Raw genomic sequence first — 17,833 nt, 5'->3', positions numbered from 1 at the left:
ATTGCATTACCTCTTGACAATTTATCGTTGATAAAGTTTATTATCGCCAACTTATCAATGATAAATAAAAGTCACATCTATGTCAAAATCACTTATAACCGCACTCATTGTTGTCGCGCTTGATGCGATTGGTTTGGGATTAATCATGCCGGTGGTTCCGGCTTTATTAAATGAATTTGTACCGGCAGAGCAAACAGCATTTCACTATGGTGTTTTTTTATCGCTTTATGCGTTTATGCAGGTCTTTTGCGCGCCCGTTTTAGGGCGGTTATCTGACCGCTATGGACGGCGGATTATTTTGCTGGTTTCATTTTTAGGTGCCACGATTGATTATAGCATAATGGCGGCAGCGCCTGTTTTATGGGTGCTTTATATCGGCCGGATTATCTCAGGTGTTACCGGAGCAACTGGTGCAATCGCGGCATCAATTATCGCTGATACAACTAAACAGGAAGAACGTGCGCGTTGGTTTGGTTTTATGGGGGCGTGTTTTGGTGCAGGTATGATTGCAGGGCCTGCTATTGGCGGTGTTCTTGGTGATATATCTGTGCATGCGCCCTTTGTGGCAGGGGCTCTTCTCAATGCAATTGCCTTTTGTTTGGTGGCTTTCTTGTTGCCCAAAACGCCGTCACAACCGCCTGAAGGACAGCCAGCCAAAATCAATTTGTTTGAAGGCTTTCGCTTCAATTTTGCAGTTCAGGGACTTGCCAGCTTTTTTGCGTTGTTTTTTCTTATGCAGCTGATTGGGCAGGCGCCCGCCGCTTTGTGGGTGATTTATGGCGAACAGCGCTTGAATTGGGATATTGGCACAGCAGGTGTGTCGCTGGCCGTTTTTGGTGCAGCACATACATTCGTACAAGCTGTTTTAACCGGCACTCTTTCAAAGCGACTGGGTGACCGCGGTGTGTTGCTGCTTGGAATGGGCGCTGATATGTGCGGGTTTTTATTGCTGGCTTTTATCACGCAAAGCTGGATGGTTCTGCCGGCAATTTTTATGCTGGCCACAGGCGGCATTGGTATGCCTGCTTTGCAGGCCATTATTTCAGGTCTTGTTTGCGATGAAAAACAAGGTGCTTTACAGGGAACTTTAACGGGGTTGACGAATATAACCTCGATTATCGGGCCGGTCGGATTTACGACGCTTTATGGCTTAACCGCGGGGCAGTGGGATGGTTGGGTTTGGCTCGTCGCAGCAAGCCTTTATCTTATTGCTATACCATTATTGCGCCAGTCAGCCAGTTTATTGCGATCTTAAAATCTTGGCGGGAGATCAAGCAATCCCGCCAATAAAACCGCTGAGTTCATCAAGACGCACCATTGCCATGCGCATGGTGCCACGGCAATTTTGAGCTTTGCAGCGTGCGCGTCGTTCAACTTCGTCCAAATATAATTGCTCGTGTCCTCGAATTGAGCTGATCATTGCCTTATTGATATAAACAAGGCGGTTACATTTCTTGCAGGTCATTTCTAATCTTTGATGGTCTGCAAGATCACTGGCTTTATAGCGGGTTTTCCAGTTTCCGGGTGGGGATGCCATTTTCATCACCAGAAGTCTTCAGGTGAGGGAATACGGACATAGCTGATTTTACCGCCCACATGGGGTCGTTTGCGGGAGAGGGCGAAATCCTACGCTAAGGCTTTGGCCAACGATATTCTCCGGTAAGATTGATGTGTTCCCAGGGGATAGGAGAAGTCGCTTGATATCTAGTATGACGTCTGTCGCACCTGCTTGATCGCGGCCGCGATAGCTAGATCGCGTTGCTCCTCTTCTCCATCCGCGTTCCAAGCTGCGGAAAGGCACCCATAAGCGTACGCCTGGTCGAGCAGGCGACGCGGATCGACGTCCAGCGCACGAGAGAATGCGTCCGCCATCTGTGCAATGCGTCTAGGATCGAGACAAAGGTCGTCTCTGTCAGCCGGATCGTAGAACATATTGGCGGCGCCAAAGCCCACTTCACCGACCAGACCGACGGGATCTATCACCAGCCAGCCGCGACTGGAGAACATGATGTTTTCATGATGCAGATCGCCATGTAGCCCACGCAGTTCCGAGGCATTGCTCATCATTTGATCGGCTATAATCGCCGCGTGGACGTAGTCAGTTTGACAACCTGCGTTTTGATCATCGCGCGCCCGCTGAAACAAAGCTGCAAAGCGATCCCGGATCGGGAGAAGGGCAGAAGGCAGGGGTTCCTCAGATGCGGCATACAGCTTCGCCATTAGTTCCGCTGCAATTTCGGTCGCCTGGTAGTCGCCGTGCTCGGCAACGATGTGAGAGAGCATTCGCTCCCCGGCATATTCGAGCAACATCAGATTGTTCTCACGACCGAGCAACCGGACTGCTCCCCTCCCATTGCGCCATACCAGATAGTCGGCCCCGCGCAGTTCATCAGCAATGTCTTCTATAGGTTTCAATCCCTTGACGATTGCAGGAGTCCCGTCTGGCAATGAAACTTTCCAAACGAGGCTGGAAAAGGTGTCCGCAATGAGAACAGGTTGCGAAACGTGCCAATGAGCAGGAAAAACAGGCGGCATGAACATCAACCCCAAGTCAGAGGGTCCAATCGCAGATAGAAGGCAAGGCGTTCGCGGTCGGGGGCTTCGATCCCCAATACATTGAATAGGACAGCGAAGGCGCGCTCTGCTTCATCTGGCGCTGCCCAGTTCTCTTCGGCGTTAGCAATCATGAGTGCCAAATCGGCATAGCGATCTGCTGTTCCGAGCCGCCCAAGGTCGATCAGACCCGTGCATTGAAGAGTTTTAGGGTCCACCATGAAGTTCGGCATGCAGGGATCACCATGGCAAACAACCATATCGGTGCGCTCTTGGTCGAGCCGCACCGGTAGCTCTCGTTCGACACGAGCCAAAAGATCGAGCTGCGGCGTACTCTTGTCCTCGTCCGGTAAGAAGTCGGGATTGACGGCATTGCGGGACACCACATCAACGGCGCGTCCGAACATTCGCGACAGCCTGCGCTCAAACGGACATTGATCAACCGATAGGCTGTGAACAGCGCCAAGTTGCTGCCCCATTGACGGCCACGCTTTGAGCAAATCCGCTCCAGACAGATCAGCCGCCGGTACTCCCGGAATTGCCGTTATCACCAAGCATGCACCCTCCTGTTCCTCCTGCCAGTTGATCACCTCGGGGCAAGCCACACCTCGACCTTTGAGCCAAATGAGGCGGTCACGCTCTCCAGCGAGCTCACCGCGGCGGGAAGCAGGTGCGATTTTCGCGAAGGCATGCCCGTCACCACGTCGAAAAACAAAATCACCAGATTCTCCGCCTCTGACAGGCAACCAGTCAGAATGCGATTCACCAAAAAAAATATTAGTTCGATTCAATGGAGGTTCCTTCAGTTTTCTGATGAAGCGCGGAGGTGGCTCATTTGTCTTTTCTCAACAACAACAAAATAATTTTATGGGGTAAAGGGGTATCCCCTTTCGGACTTCCAAACTTAATGAAATTAGTTTGGTAAAGTGCGCCATTCTGGAAAACCATTATAGCTTAGGAAGGCATTGAATCTCAATGGCAGGTATCCTATGCTTGAATGGTTTTTTAGGTATGGGAATTACAATGACAAATGAATCTTTAGAACAGAGAATTGCTAAGCAGGAAGAACGCTTAAAGCAACAGGAAGAACGCTTAAAGCAGCTTAAAGCTCAAAAGCAGGCTAAAGACGCTCGTGAAAAGGCAAAACAGAAAGAACAAAATCGAAAAAACGATACCAGACGTAAAATTTTACTGGGTTCTTACTTGCTCAAGAAAATGGAAGATGAAGCAGAGAAACAAAAAATACTCGCTGGCATCAACGAGTATTTAACAGAAGATCGGGATAGAAAATTATTTAATCTGCCATAATTAATTTTGTATTGTTTTTAGCATATTGATAGCAAAGGTTACTTTGCTTTCAATATCTTTAAGCACTGTTTTATGATCATTGAAATCATCAAAATGTTTAATCTCAACATCAATAATAGAGCTTAAATATCCAGTCAATATCTTTGCTTTTACTTCATTACTCTGATTGAAAATAACATCATTGAATTTGGCAACTTCTTCATCAAAATTAAAATTATCTAACTCAATCATGGTTTAAATCCTAGTTTTTTTAAATATGGAAGAAGCTGTGGTTGTTGGTCAGGATCTCGAAGCATTGTTTTAAGCCTTAATGCTAAATCTTTGTAGCTTTCACCCTCTCTAGCTAAATAACTTAATTCAGAAAGTTCTGATAATTGATTACCAAAACTATCAACCTGAGCATCAGACAGTTTAAGGAAGTTATTTTTCTGTTCTTCAAACATATCAATTGTGTCAGGGCATCTTAATTGCTCTTTTTCTGCATTTTTCTTCTTAAATTTTAGCTCAAGACTATGAAATTTATTGCCCTTTTTAATTAGCTCATATTTAACCGTATAAGGGGATTTTTCATTAATTTCAGTACATGCAGCATCAATCACACGCCTTTTTAAATCAGCAGCATTTGAATATAGACTTTCTAAAGAAAGTATTTTACGCAATTCTTTAAGGGGAATGTTGCAATAACCTGTCGACTTAAATTGCATCATTAATTGATATATTCGGAAGCTATAAGAGAGGTGGTCCCACTTGTTTGAACAACTAAAAGCGTATTTATAAGTGATATTCCGCTCTAGTTAAGCCACCTTGTTTTGTTGGGGTAGCTGATCATAGTAAAACTCATTTGGTGTCATTTTGTCTAGACTCGAATGAGGTCGTTTCAAATTATAAAACTCAAAATATGCACTTAATTGCTTTTTCGCATCTGTGACACTGCTATAAGCTTTGAGATACACCTCTTCATATTTAACGCTCCGCCATAATCGTTCAACCATCACATTATCTACCCATCGACCTTTACCATCCATACTGATTTGAATGCCATTTGATTTCAATACATCAATAAATGCATCACTGGTAAACTGGCTGCCTTGGTCTGTATTAAATATTTCAGGTCGACCATATTTTTCAATTGCTTCATTTAAAGCCGAAATACAAAAATCCACCTCCATACTAATCGATACCCTATGCGCAAGTACCTTGCGGCTATGCCAATCAATCACAGCACATAAATAAACAAAGCCTTTTGCCATAGGGATATACGTTATATCCGTAGACCACACTTGATTACTGCGCTGAATAGCCAACCCTTTGAGCAGATATGGATATTTACGGTGAGCTTGATTAGCCTGGCTTAAATTTGGTTTGCAATATAACGCCTGAATACCCATTTTCTTCATTAAAGTACGTGTATGACGTCGTCCTATATGATGTCCTTGACGATTCAACAAATCACGCATCATACGACTGCCTGCAAAAGGATATTGCATATGTAATTCATCAATACATCGCATCAGCTTCAGATCTGATGCACTCACAGGTTTTGGGCGATAGTAATAACAACCACGGGAGACTTTCAGCAGCTTAGCTTGCTTAGATACTGAAATCTGAAGTGAGTCGTCGATTAACTTTTGTGGTTGAAGCGGCCCAGTTTCTTCAACACACCTTCTAAAAAATCAATTTCTAATGCCTGCTCACCGATTTTTGCATGTAGTTTTTTTAGATCGATGGGTGGTTCTGTTGGAGCTTTTGATTGATCGAAAGCTTGCGAGGAAGCTGAGATCAATTGATTTTTCCAGTCAATAATTTGGTTTTGATGAACATCAAACTCAGCACTCAATTCAGCAAGTGTTTTTTCTGCTTTAATCGCAGCAAGTGCTACCTTAGCTTTAAAATCATTTGAATGATTTCTTCTTGGTCTACGTGCCATAAAATACTCCATATATTGATGTTTATAACATCATTTGAGGAGCAGAATATCACTTATAGGAGTTGTTCAAATTTACGGATCCATCTCTTACCCTCTATCTGATGGTTTAGATGTTTTGAGTAATTTAAGAGAATATTTAAAAGAGCAATCAAAAAACCAATTAACAGAAAGTTTGTATACATCTTTTATTCATAAATATCCGAATAAAGAATCAATCATTAATTTAAGTGAAACTGAAATTGACCAAATTATGTGGGCTTATGATAAACAAGCACAACTACTATATAACACTGAACAATTTGAGAAATGTTTCGATTTATATCAACAAGGATTCAAAATAAAAGAAGATCATTTAGGTTGTAATTCCAATTATGCAGCCTTATTCAGTGAATTCGCAAAAAAGCAAAATAACGAAAGTCTATTGAAACAATCTATACAACAATTTGAAAAAATTTTAGAAATTAAGCCTGACGATATTGATGTTCTTGATAATTACGCTGCTACGTTAATCCACATTTCTAGAATAAACAATGATAAAAATATGTTAGATAAATCACTCGCTATATTACAAAAAATTGTAAAAACTATGCCATCTAATACTTATAATTTAGCATGTTATTATTCAATAACTAACCAAAATGATTTAGCTAAAGATAACTTATTTAAAGCACTCACTTATGATACGCTCCCCAATTTCGACCATTTAAATACAGATAAAGACCTAGATAACATCCGTAAGGAACTATGGTTTATTGAACTTTTAGAACATTTAAAAGCAAAAGAAGAAGTAGATAAAATTGCCTAAAAAAACCCGCATTACGCGGGTTTCTTTTTACTTTAAACCATTAAGCAGATTTTTTCGCTGCATTATTCTTACGAATCGTAATCATCACCAACTGAACTGCCGCTGGTGTTACACCGGGAATACGACCTGCCTGAGCCAATGTTTCAGGACGCACATCTTTTAATTTCAAGGTAATTTCACGAGATAAACCCGAAACGACATCATAATCAAAATTTGCAGGAATACGCGTTTCTTCCAAGCGCTTCATTTGTGCAACATCTTCTTGTTGACGATTAATATAACCGGCATATTTTACAGCAATTTCAATTTGCTCACCAACAAATGCAGTTACTTCTGAGTTTGTCAGTTCAGCAATTTGTGCAAAGTTAATATTTGGACGTTTTAACAAATCAATCGCATTCGTTTCTTTCGACAAGTCATCACCTGTCATTTCAACGAATTTTTTACCTAAAGGATTGTTAGGTGCAGCCCAAAGGTGTTGTAAACGTCCTTTTTCTGTTTCCACTGCTTCCATTTTTTCGCAGTAATTTGCCCAACGAGCATCATCTACCAAGCCCATTTCACGACCAATGGCAGTTAAGCGTTGATCAGCATTGTCTTCACGTAGCATCAAACGATATTCCGCACGAGAAGTAAACATACGATACGGTTCTTTGGTACCGAGTGTAATTAAATCATCTACAAGCACACCCATATACGCTTCATCACGTTTTGGTGTCCATTGTTCTTGATCCCACGCACGGCGAGCAGCATTCAAACCTGCCAATAAACCTTGCGCACCAGCTTCTTCATAACCTGTAGTCCCATTAATTTGACCAGCAAAGTACAAATTATTGATCGCTTTCGTTTCCAAAGAGAATTTTAATGCTTGAGGATTAAAATAATCATATTCAATCGCATAACCTGGACGAAGAATGTGAGCATTTTCCATACCACGAATCGAACGTACCAACGCAAACTGCACATCAAACGGTAAAGACGTTGAAATACCATTTGGGTACAACTCGTGTGTATCTAAACCTTCAGGCTCTAAGAACACTTGATGTGAGTTTTTATCCGCAAATTTATTGATTTTATCTTCAATAGAAGGGCAATAACGTGGACCAACCCCTTCGATCACCCCTGTATACATTGGGGAACGATCTAAACCACCACGAATAATCTCGTGAGTACGTTCATTGGTATGTGTAATATAACAATTTACTTGCTCAGGGTGCATGGACACATCCCCCATAAACGACATGGTTGGGGATGGGAAATCACCCGGTTGTGGGGTCATCACAGAAAAATCTACAGAACGTGCATCTATACGTGGTGGTGTACCTGTTTTTAAACGTCCAACTGGAAGTTTTAACTCACGTAAACGTGCTGCCAATGAAATTGAAGGAGGATCACCCGCACGACCACCAGAGGCATTATTTAAGCCGACATGAATCACACCACCTAAGAATGTGCCTGTAGTCAACACCACTGTTTTGGCATCAAAGCGGATGCCCATTTGGGTGACAACACCTTTGACAGTGTCGCCTTCAACCAACAAATCATCCGCAGCTTGTTGAAAAATATCTAAGTTTGCTTGATTTTCTAGAGTATGACGAATCGCAGCTTTATAACGGATGCGATCTGCTTGAGCACGTGTGGCACGAACTGCTGCACCTTTACGTGAGTTTAAAATACGAAACTGGATACCGCCTTTATCGGCAGCCAATGCCATCGCACCGCCTAGCGCATCAATCTCACGTACAAGATGAGACTTGCCAATACCACCAATCGCTGGGTTACAGCTCATCTGCCCTAAAGTCTCAATATTATGAGTAAGGAGTAAAGTCTGTCGACCCATACGTGCCGCAGCAAGCGCTGCTTCGGTACCTGCGTGACCGCCACCGATAACAATGACATCGTAAACTTTAGGATAATGCATAGTGGTAAATTGAGAGATAAAAATAATGACCGCATATTATAGCAAGTTTTTATTATATGTTTGATGATGTTTTACAAAATTTGTTTAGCTGTTTTTATGCCAATATTACATATCTTGACATTTTGTATCAGTACTCACATATAACTCGGTTTAATTTTTCCAAGATTTTCAGTAGTATAATTTTCGAACGCATTTTTTCAACCATCAATTCATTACTAACAAGTAAAAGGAATCTTGTCATGAAAAATACGATGTCAAAAATATTGGCTGCAACATTATTTAGTTCTTTTGCTTTCTCATTCGCTCATGCAGCAGATGAAAACTCAAGTAAAGCTGAAATCAACAAGCAAATTCAAGTTTGTAAAAACAAAAAACAAGGGGATTGGGTGGTTTATGCTAACAAAGGCGTAACCTTCAATGGTACTTGTGAGCCAAATGAAAGTGGTAAATTACAATTTACTTTCCCAGCGCCTCCAGCAGGTGCATCAGCTGCAGTACAAGCTGAACCAACTGCTGTAGAAAATGTACCAGCAGCAGAACCAGCTCCAGCAGCAACTGAACAAACTCAACAAGCAGCGCCTGAAGCTGCACCTGCAACAGCTGAGCAAACTCAACAAGCCAATCCTGAAGCGGCTGTAGAAGCACCTGCTCAAGCACAATAAAAGCTAAAGCTAAAATTTATAAAATCTATATTTTATAAATGATGCTAAAAAAGCGATCAACTTAGGTTGATCGCTTTTTTATGGGCTTATAATTTTGATGCGGTGATATCAATATAACTAGGCTGATAAAATAAAAATTTTATTTCACTTATACTTACGTTTTTATTGCAATTTTTTATTCCACTTTACTAGAAATCGTTTAGGCTAAAACAAGGAAGATATAAAACAACAAAAAGGACATACTATGGATTCAGGAATCATCACAATTATGTTACCGCTAGCACTTGCCATCATTATGATTGGTCTAGGTTTAGAGCTGACATTAAAAGATTTTGCGCGTGTTGGTAAGCACCCCAAAGCGGTACTGATTGCTTTATTTTGCCAATTGGTATTGTTGGTCGGCATTGCTTTTATTTTATGTAAGATTTTGGCTTTACCACCTTTATTGGCAGTCGGTTTAATGTTATTAGCAGCATCACCGGGTGGAAGTACCGCCAATTTATTTAGCTATTTATTTAAAGGTGATATTGCACTCAATATTACTCTGACTGCAATAAATTCTGTCATTGCAGCCTTTACTTTACCGATCATCGTTAATTTTGCGATTCAACACTTTATGAATGATGGTCAGCAAATTACTCTCCAATTCAGTAAAATTTTACAAGTATTTGCCATCATCATTGTTCCTGTTTGTATTGGCATGTTGATTCGACATTTTGCGCCACATTTCACAGAAAAACTCAATAAACCGCTACGAATTTTTGCAGTTGTATTTTTAGTACTTATTATCATCGGCGCAATTGCTAAGGAACGACATCAAATTTTTGAATATTTAACCCAAGTTGGTTTAGCCACAGTTTTATTTTGTATTGCCAGTTTGCTGATTGGTTACTTTGTACCACGTTTATTCGGCATCAACAGCGCACAGGCACGTGCTTGCGCTTTTGAAATTGGCATTCATAACAGCACCTTAGCTATGACTTTGGCACTCACCGTACTTGCGAACACGACGATTGCTATGCCAGCAGCAGTGTATTCTATTTTTATGTATGTTTTCGCTGCTATTTTTGGCATGTTATTAAATAAATTCAATCCTATTCAAGTACCTAGCCCTTCATTGGCTGAAAGTAAATAGTTTGAGTAAGAAAATATATTTTCCAGAAAATCAGAGAATCTGAGTATTCTCTTATTTTTCGCTGTGAATCAGATTCGATTGGGCTACAATATTGCTTTGATGAAAATAAATTAGGTTCTACATCGTGAAGTGGTTACAAATTCATATTACTGTTGAGAAGTCACAAGTTGACTTTACTGAAACATTACTTGGTTCATTGGGCGCAGTCAGTGTGACTTTAGATGATGCGGAAAACCAAGATTTGTTAGAACCACTTCCAGGTGAAACGCCACTTTGGAACAAAGTCATTGTTACGGGTATTTATGCACAAGAAGATGATGAGGAAATTGATGTTGCTGCTTTAGAAACATTTATTCGCACTCAACTCCCAAGCGAGCCAATGCGTAGTGAGTTTTTAGAAGATCAAGCATGGGAACGCACTTGGATGGATGCTTATGAACCCATTCAAATTGCTGAAAAATATTGGATTGTACCTGAATGGATGCAAGCACCTGAAGCAGATGCAGTGAATATTAAACTCGATCCGGGTCTGGCTTTTGGTACAGGCAATCACGCTTCAACATTCCTATGCCTACAATGGTTAGGAAAAACCGATGTTAAAGATAAAATCGTGATCGACTACGGTTGTGGTTCAGGCATTTTAGCAGTTGCAGCACTACTGTTAGGGGCTAAAAAAGCGTATGCAACCGATATCGACCCACAAGCTGTTTTAGCAACGCAGCAAAATGCAGAGCTGAATGGTGTCTTAGATCGACTCTATGTTGGCTTACCAGAAGAATTTAACCAAGAACTTGCAGGTCAAAAAGCAGATGTATTTGTAGCAAATATTTTGGCAGGTCCTTTAATGATGCTTGCGGAAGAGTTCTCAACTTTAATCAAACCTGAGGGCGAATTCGCACTTGCAGGTGTGATTGAAGAGCAAGTATCTGATGTTTCTGATGTTTATTCTCAGTTTTTTGATATATTAGAAGTCGAAAAACGTGATGAAAATTGGTGTCGTATTTCTGGAAAACGTCATCAAGCTTAAATAAAGAAAATGATGAGCTTATGAGTGATAAACAAACCCGCTGCCCAAATTGCTTAACTTTATATAAAGTTTCGGTTATGCAACTCACAATTGCTGAAGGTATGGTTTGTTGTCCCAAATGTTCAACAGAATTTAATGCTTTATTGAATTTAGTTCAGATTTCTATAAATTTAGACCAAGATTCCCCCCTAACAGCGAAAGATGCTCAGGTTTCTTTTAATCAACTACCGACAGGCGATTTGTCCCAATTTAATATTGGACATGAAGCGATTACTGAGTTTTTTAATCGTAAAATTCAAAACTCTAATATTGATCTACGCACTTATTTAAATACATTGAAATTTGTGGAAGACAGCGCACTCAATGTGTTCCCTTCTTTACACTTAGCTACCCATCACAATCATAAATCTCACCAACATCTGCAAAAAACACGTTTGTATTATGTGATGTGGACATTGATCAATATTGCATTGGTTTCTATTCTCAGTTTTCAAATTTTATGGTTTAACCCCAACTTATTAGATCGTTATCCTATTTTGAATAGCATTTTTACCCAGACCTGCTCTGTACTACGCTGTGAAACCATTGATCAACGTTATAAACAGATTCAAATTAAAAATCTGCAAGTCAAAGCACTCAACAACCAAGAAACAGAGTTTTCTGGACAATTACTCAATCAATTTTCCAAAAGTTTAGAACTGCCCCTGATCAAAGCAACTGTATATAAAGAAAATACAAAAATTAAAACCTTTATTGTTTCTCCACAAGACTATTTAGTAAACAGTTTAGCTGGAATTAAACGTATTCCACAAAATAGCCCGTATGCATTTAAATTTGAACTTTCTATTCAAAAAAATAGCATTGACAGCTGGAAATTAGAAATTATTCACCCTTAAGATTGAAAAAAACTATAAAAAAATTAAAAAAAATGTAGTTTTCTTGCTCACTTTTTCTTAGACAATGGTATCATACGCGCCACGAAAGCTTTGTACCACAAACTCCTCGCAATTTTTCACAACAAATACAGTCTTGTCCATGTGCTTAATCCATCATTTTGCGCATCAGGGATTATTTTTGTTTTAAAGCGATCTGTAACAATTATTAATGTATTGTTACGCTTATTTTTCGCTCAATTGTGTAAGTTGTGGCAAGCTAATTGTTCCTAGTTTTAGAGCCAACCGTTTTAGGATCTAAAACGGAGCTCAATATTTTTTAGACCACATTTATATTACTTTACCCAAGTAGTATCTGATTTTCGGATTAACTCGCATGAATAGCAAATCTCCTATTTTTACTGCACAATCTGATGTCGCTCTTCGTATTCACGTAGATCGCGCAGTTCGTCACTATTTTGCACAATTGCAAGGTGAGCAACCATCTCAAGTGTACGACATGGTGCTAGCAGAAATGGAGAAACCTCTTTTATCTGTTGTTTTAGAATATACTCGCGGCAATCAAACACGTGCTGCTGAAATTCTAGGCCTTAACCGTGGGACTTTGCGTAAAAAGTTAAAAGCTCACGGTTTAATGAGTGAATAAATGATAAAATGCTCACGGCTTACGTGGGCATTTTTTTTACCTACGTTTTGCCTATTTTGTTTAAATCTCTAGACTTAAGAACTGTTGACGAAGATCATGACTATTAAACGCGCTTTAATCTCTGTTTCAGATAAAACTGGAATCGTTGAATTTGCCCAAAACCTTGCTGCTCTTGGGGTGGAAATTTTATCTACAGGTGGTACATACAAGTTGCTAAAAGACAACAATGTTACTGTCGTTGAAGTTTCAGAGCATACTGGTTTTCCAGAAATGATGGATGGTCGTGTGAAAACGCTACATCCGAAAATTCATGGAGGGATTCTAGCTCGCCGTGGTCTAGATGAAGCTGTAATGGCAGAACATAACATTGATGCGATCGATTTAGTTGTTGTAAATTTATATCCATTTGCTGCGACTGTGGCTAAACCAAACTGTTCACTTGCGGATGCAATCGAAAATATCGATATTGGTGGTCCGACAATGGTGCGTGCTGCTGCGAAAAACCATGCGTCTGTGGGTATTGTTGTCAATGCCTCTGACTATGCAACTGTGGTTGAAGAGTTAAAAGCAAACGGTGCTTTATCTCATGCGACTCGTTTTGACTTAGCTGTTAAAGCATTTGAACACACTGCACAATATGACGGCATGATCGCTTCTTACTTAGGCGCACGTGTCGGTGTCGAGGCAGGTCAAGCGGATAAATTTGCACGTACTTTCAATACCCAATTAAACAAGGTGCAAGACCTTCGTTACGGTGAAAACCCGCATCAATCAGCTGCGTTCTATGTAGAAGATACTGCGACTGAAGCGTCTGTTTCTACAGCGAAACAACTTCAAGGTAAAGAACTATCTTATAACAACATCGCAGATACAGATGCAGCACTGGAATGTGTAAAATCATTTGCAAAACCTGCGTGCGTGATCGTTAAACATGCAAACCCTTGTGGTGTTGCGGTTTCTTTAGATGGTATTCAAGCTGCTTATGACCTTGCTTATGCAACCGATCCTGAATCTGCATTTGGTGGCATTATTGCATTCAACCGTGAATTAGATGTTGCAACAGCGCAAGTAATTGTTGACCGTCAATTCGTTGAAGTGATCATTGCACCGAGTATTGCTGAAGGCGTACTTGAAGTGACTGGCGCGAAGAAAAACGTCCGTGTACTTGTATGTGGTGAATTACCAAAAATTGATGAACGTAAAGCTCAACTTGATTATAAACGTGTAAACGGTGGTTTACTGGTTCAAGATCAAGACTTAGGCATGATTACTAAAGATGATCTTAGAGTTGTGACTAAACGTGCGCCAACTGAAGCTGAAATTGATGATTTAATCTTTGCTTGGAAAGTTGCGAAATACGTTAAATCAAACGCAATTGTGTATGCTAAAAACCGTCAAACCATTGGTGTAGGCGCAGGTCAAATGAGCCGTGTAAACTCTGCTCGTATTGCTGCGATCAAAGCTGAACATGCTGGCTTAGTGGTTGAAGGTGCTGTAATGGCATCTGACGCATTCTTCCCATTCCGTGATGGTATTGATAATGCTGCGAAAGCAGGCATCAAATGCATTATCCAACCGGGTGGTTCTATGCGTGATGAAGAAACCATTGCTGCTGCGGATGAAGCAGGAATTGCAATGGTCTTCACTGGCATGCGTCATTTCCGTCACTAAGTGATTGGATATTTATGTAATGGCTGTTATTACAATGTCATCTACATTTAAACAAATAGATTTCTAATCTTGTATAAAGTCCTCTCCTGCTTTCAGGCTGAGGACTTTATATCATTTTCGATTCATGGAGTATGAACCGATGAATATTTTAGTTTTGGGTAATGGCGGTCGTGAACATGCACTTGCATGGAAAATCGCTCAAGATGACAAAGTCGCAAAAGTATTTGTAGCACCGGGTAATGCAGGTTCTGCAACTGAAAATAAATGTGAAAATGTTGCCTTAAATATTTTAGACAATGCTGCGATTATCGACTTTGCAAAAAATAATGCCGTTGATTTAGTGATTGTTGGTCCTGAAGCACCACTTGTAAATGGTGTCGTTGATGCATGCCGTGAAGCGGGTGTTAAAATCTGGGGGCCAACACAGTTCGCTGCACAGCTTGAAGGCTCGAAAGCATTTGCCAAACACTTCCTAAAACGCCATAACATTCCAACAGCTTTTTATGATGTATTTACTGAAGTAGATGCAGCAAAAGCGTTTGTTGAAAAAAATGGTGCGCCGATCGTGATCAAAGCGGATGGTCTTGCGGCAGGTAAAGGTGTCATCGTTGCGATGACCAATCAAGAAGCATTTGATGCGATTGATGACATGCTGGCTGGCAACAAATTTGGTGATGCAGGTTCACGTGTCGTCATCGAAGAATTCCTTGCAGGTGAAGAAGCATCATTCATTTGTATGATTGATGGCGACAACATTTTACCAATGGCAACTTCTCAAGATCACAAACGTATTTTTGAAGGCGACCAAGGTCCAAACACGGGTGGTATGGGGGCTTACTCTCCTGCGCCTGTTGTAACTGCAGATGTGTTTGAAAAAACTATGCGTGAAGTGATGCGCCCAACTGTTGACGGTATGAAAGCAGATGGTCACGTTTATACAGGTTTCTTATATGCTGGCTTGATGATTGATGAACAAGGTCAGCCTAAAGTGATTGAATTCAACTGCCGTTTTGGTGATCCTGAAACTCAACCGATCATGATGCGTTTAAAATCATCACTTGTTGATTTGGTTGAAGCAGGTATTGCTGGTAATTTACCTGCGGAAGCTGATTGGGATGAGCGTAAAACTGTCGGTATCGTTTTAGCGTCAAAAGGCTATCCTGAAACTTCTAGCAATGGTGATGTAATTTCAGGCTTAGACACTGAAATGGCGGATGCTAAAGTATTCCATGCAGGCACGAAAGCCAATGAAAATGGCGACATCGTAACTGCAGGTGGTCGTGTACTTTGCGTAACAGCTTTGGGTAATACCATTGGTGAAGCACAAGCTAAAGCTTTAGAGCTTTGTAAAAAAGTAACGTTTGATGGTGTTCAATACCGTAAAGATATTGGGTATCGTGCGATTGCACGTGAAAATGCATAATCTCATTTAAGTCATAAAAGAGCTCGTTCAAGCGAGTTCTTTTATTTGCATCCTTTTCCGCTCTGATTCAAACATTGTATTTTATCATTTTGACATATAATCACTCCCCATCTAACTACCTACAAAAATTATAAGCAATTAAATTAAGAATCATATATTTATAAAAATATATGATTCTGTATGTATAATTTATTAGATTGACCATAGTTTAGCGGCGATTCGAATGAATTTAATTTCCTCAAGCTTGGTTAAGATTTTCTTTCTAAAATATAGTTTGTATTGTAAGGATTATTTTCAGCTTAAGAAAAACCACCTTACAACAACTTTTCAAATGATCTTAAATCCTTTATTCTAGCTAAAATGAGTACAATAAAGATCACAATAAACGCTGTGAGGATTTATGAATGTCGAATACCCCAATCAAAGTTATTGCTTTCGATGTTTTTGGCACACTCGCTAAAATAAAACAGAAAATATCACCTTATAAAAAATTTATTCAATGGTTACACACACAAGGACATACGCCACAAGCGAGCGATGCTGTCATGGTCATGTCCATCAATGGTGAATTTCAAGACATTGCGACACATTTAGGTTATCACATTCCACAAGCTTTTCTTATAGAACTCCATAAAGATCTTCAAGCTGAATTAGCACAAATTGAACTTTTTACAGATAGCCTCCCTACGTTAAAACGCCTTAGGGAGAATGGATATAAAATCGTACTATGTTCTAACTCAGCAACACCCTATGGTATGTACATCAGTAGCTTGATAAAAGAGATTGATTTGTATGCGTGGAGTTATGAGGTTCATGCGTGTAAACCTGATCCGAAAATATATAAATATATAATTGACCAATTAAACTGCCAGCCCAATGAGGTTCTATTTGTCGGTGATACACCACTTGCTGATGTTCAAGGTCCTACAAATTTTGGCATGTCTGCAAAATTAATTGATCGAAAAAACGGTCAAACGCTAGATGATGTTTTAATGGATTTTCTATAATTTTTTCAATGCAAAATATAAACCAATCAAAAGCTATTTTTAGCAAAAAACTAGAAGCTTAAAATAAAAAATGAAATATCGAATGATTTATTTGTTTTTACTAAAATATTTACCTATAATAAGCCCTCGCAAATTTGCGACACAATCTGTCTGTTTACAGTTCAGTTGTGACTCCTTGCTTCATTCATCTTTGAATGGGGCTGCATAAACCGTAAGGAGCTGACAATGCGTCACTACGAAATCGTAATTCTGGTACACCCAGACCAAAGCGATCAAGTGGTAGGTATGGTAGAACGCTATATCTCTCACATTAAAGATGCTGAAGGTCAAATTCACCGTCTTGAAGATTGGGGCCGTCGCCAATTGGCTTACCCAATTAACAAAATTCACAAAGCGCACTACATTTTAATGAATGTTGAATGTAATCAAGCTACGCTTAACGAATTGGAAGAATTATTCCGTTACAACGATGCTATTCTTCGTAACGTAATTATTCGTCGTGAAAACGCTATCACTGAAGAGTCTTTATTGGCTAAGAGTGCTGAAGAAAAACGTGCGCGTAAAGCTCAACGTGAAGAAGCACAACAAGCTCAAGACTCTGCTGAAGCATAAGGAGAACACACATGGCACGTTTTTACCGTCGTCGCAAGTTCTGCCGCTTTACAGCTGAGAACGTTACGTACATCGACTACAAAGATATCGACACTTTAAAACAGTACATCACTGAAAATGGCAAGATCGTTCCTAGCCGTATTACAGGTACTAAAGCTCGTTACCAACGTCAATTGGCGCTTGCAATTAAACAAGCTCGCTACTTAGCGTTGATTCCTTACACTGACAATCATAAGTGAGGTT

Annotated in this window: 19 protein-coding genes and 1 pseudogene; 13 read left to right on the top strand and 7 right to left on the bottom strand. The window is 40.2% G+C overall.

Annotated elements, in window-relative coordinates:
* The first annotated feature begins 79 nt into the window (after nt 1-79).
* Nucleotides 80-1,255 carry a tetracycline efflux MFS transporter Tet(Y) gene (gene tet(Y), locus DJ533_RS07395; protein WP_011931119.1) on the top strand — a complete coding sequence of 392 codons (1,176 nt, stop codon included), beginning with the start codon at nt 80-82 and terminating at the stop codon, nt 1,253-1,255.
* Between the two features lie 15 nt (nt 1,256-1,270).
* Here tet(Y) and DJ533_RS07390 read toward each other — a convergent pair whose 3' ends face one another.
* The 3 genes from DJ533_RS07390 to aph(3'')-Ib all read right to left on the bottom strand — a co-directional run bounded on the left by DJ533_RS07390 (nt 1,271) and on the right by aph(3'')-Ib (nt 3,344).
* A complete protein-coding gene (locus DJ533_RS07390; RefSeq protein ID WP_052928020.1) occupies nt 1,271-1,537 on the bottom strand; it encodes a hypothetical protein in 267 nt (88 codons plus the stop codon).
* Nucleotides 1,538-1,704: 167 nt separating this feature from the next.
* Nucleotides 1,705-2,541: an aminoglycoside O-phosphotransferase APH(6)-Id gene (locus DJ533_RS07385; protein WP_000480968.1), complete on the bottom strand. Its 837-nt coding sequence runs from the start codon at nt 2,539-2,541 to the stop codon at nt 1,705-1,707.
* Nucleotides 2,541-3,344 (bottom strand): aminoglycoside O-phosphotransferase APH(3'')-Ib, encoded by an 804-nt coding sequence (gene aph(3'')-Ib / locus DJ533_RS07380; RefSeq protein WP_001082319.1) that lies wholly within the window; start codon nt 3,342-3,344, stop codon nt 2,541-2,543. The genes DJ533_RS07385 and aph(3'')-Ib overlap by 1 nt, the downstream gene beginning before the upstream one ends.
* A 232-nt stretch (nt 3,345-3,576) precedes the next feature.
* Here aph(3'')-Ib and DJ533_RS07375 point away from each other — a divergent pair, with 232 nt between their 5' ends.
* Entirely contained in the window at nt 3,577-3,861 is a 285-nt protein-coding gene (locus tag DJ533_RS07375; RefSeq protein WP_148245845.1) for a mobilization protein, read from the top strand.
* Here DJ533_RS07375 and DJ533_RS07370 read toward each other — a convergent pair whose 3' ends face one another.
* From DJ533_RS07370 to DJ533_RS07360, 3 genes are all read right to left on the bottom strand, one after another.
* Complete coding sequence (locus DJ533_RS07370; RefSeq protein ID WP_005028396.1) at nt 3,862-4,092, bottom strand: hypothetical protein; 231 nt, start codon at nt 4,090-4,092, stop codon at nt 3,862-3,864.
* On the bottom strand, nt 4,089-4,568 hold the full coding sequence (locus DJ533_RS07365; RefSeq protein WP_005267630.1) for a RepB family plasmid replication initiator protein: 480 nt from the start codon (nt 4,566-4,568) through the stop codon (nt 4,089-4,091). The genes DJ533_RS07370 and DJ533_RS07365 overlap by 4 nt, the downstream gene beginning before the upstream one ends.
* 87 nt (nt 4,569-4,655) lie before the next feature.
* A protein-coding gene (locus DJ533_RS07360; RefSeq protein ID WP_223155595.1) for an IS3-like element ISAba14 family transposase occupies nt 4,656-5,788 on the bottom strand; the annotation gives its coding sequence in 2 pieces (ribosomal slippage) (nt 4,656-5,536 and nt 5,536-5,788; 1,134 coding nt in all).
* Nucleotides 5,789-5,903: 115 nt separating this feature from the next.
* Between DJ533_RS07360 and DJ533_RS07355 the strand changes: the two genes are divergently transcribed.
* Nucleotides 5,904-6,593, top strand: coding sequence for a TPR end-of-group domain-containing protein (locus tag DJ533_RS07355; RefSeq protein ID WP_109849252.1), 690 nt, complete (start codon nt 5,904-5,906; stop codon nt 6,591-6,593).
* Nucleotides 6,594-6,633: 40 nt separating this feature from the next.
* On the opposite strand, the gene mnmG is transcribed toward DJ533_RS07355, so the two are convergent.
* Nucleotides 6,634-8,514, bottom strand: coding sequence for a tRNA uridine-5-carboxymethylaminomethyl(34) synthesis enzyme MnmG (gene mnmG, locus DJ533_RS07350; RefSeq protein WP_065995228.1), 1,881 nt, complete (start codon nt 8,512-8,514; stop codon nt 6,634-6,636).
* 239 nt (nt 8,515-8,753) lie between these two features.
* Between mnmG and DJ533_RS19150 the strand changes: the two are divergent.
* From DJ533_RS19150 to rpsR, 10 genes and pseudogenes are all read left to right on the top strand, one after another.
* Nucleotides 8,754-8,987, top strand: a pseudogene (locus tag DJ533_RS19150) (hypothetical protein); the annotation flags it as partial.
* A 433-nt stretch (nt 8,988-9,420) separates the two neighbouring features.
* On the top strand, nt 9,421-10,311 hold the full coding sequence (locus DJ533_RS07340; protein ID WP_065995230.1) for a bile acid:sodium symporter family protein: 891 nt from the start codon (nt 9,421-9,423) through the stop codon (nt 10,309-10,311).
* 124 nt (nt 10,312-10,435) lie between these two features.
* Nucleotides 10,436-11,338, top strand: a complete 903-nt coding sequence (gene prmA / locus DJ533_RS07335; protein WP_065995231.1) for a 50S ribosomal protein L11 methyltransferase — start codon at nt 10,436-10,438, stop codon at nt 11,336-11,338.
* A gap of 20 nt (nt 11,339-11,358) precedes the next feature.
* The gene (locus tag DJ533_RS07330) at nt 11,359-12,234 is read left to right on the top strand and encodes a zinc-ribbon and DUF3426 domain-containing protein (protein ID WP_065995232.1); all 876 of its coding nucleotides are present in this window, start codon (nt 11,359-11,361) and stop codon (nt 12,232-12,234) included.
* A 373-nt stretch (nt 12,235-12,607) separates the two neighbouring features.
* Nucleotides 12,608-12,877 carry a DNA-binding transcriptional regulator Fis gene (gene fis / locus DJ533_RS07325; protein WP_001086304.1) on the top strand — a complete coding sequence of 90 codons (270 nt, stop codon included), beginning with the start codon at nt 12,608-12,610 and terminating at the stop codon, nt 12,875-12,877.
* Between the two features lie 96 nt (nt 12,878-12,973).
* Nucleotides 12,974-14,548 (top strand): bifunctional phosphoribosylaminoimidazolecarboxamide formyltransferase/IMP cyclohydrolase, encoded by a 1,575-nt coding sequence (purH, locus tag DJ533_RS07320; RefSeq protein ID WP_065995233.1) that lies wholly within the window; start codon nt 12,974-12,976, stop codon nt 14,546-14,548.
* Nucleotides 14,549-14,687: 139 nt separating this feature from the next.
* Entirely contained in the window at nt 14,688-15,971 is a 1,284-nt protein-coding gene (gene purD, locus DJ533_RS07315; RefSeq protein ID WP_065995234.1) for a phosphoribosylamine--glycine ligase, read from the top strand.
* 404 nt (nt 15,972-16,375) lie between these two features.
* The gene (locus DJ533_RS07310; RefSeq protein ID WP_065995235.1) at nt 16,376-16,978 is read left to right on the top strand and encodes an HAD family hydrolase; all 603 of its coding nucleotides are present in this window, start codon (nt 16,376-16,378) and stop codon (nt 16,976-16,978) included.
* A 225-nt stretch (nt 16,979-17,203) separates the two neighbouring features.
* Entirely contained in the window at nt 17,204-17,590 is a 387-nt protein-coding gene (gene rpsF / locus DJ533_RS07305; RefSeq protein WP_065995236.1) for a 30S ribosomal protein S6, read from the top strand.
* An 11-nt stretch (nt 17,591-17,601) separates the two neighbouring features.
* Entirely contained in the window at nt 17,602-17,829 is a 228-nt protein-coding gene (gene rpsR / locus DJ533_RS07300) for a 30S ribosomal protein S18 (protein WP_004719336.1), read from the top strand.
* Nucleotides 17,830-17,833: the final 4 nt, after the last annotated feature.

This window comes from Acinetobacter defluvii, from assembly GCF_001704615.3.
Lineage (GTDB): Bacteria > Pseudomonadota > Gammaproteobacteria > Pseudomonadales > Moraxellaceae > Acinetobacter > Acinetobacter defluvii.
The sequence above is the reverse complement of the archived record's forward strand: the minus strand, read 5'-3'. Positions and strand labels throughout refer to the sequence as shown.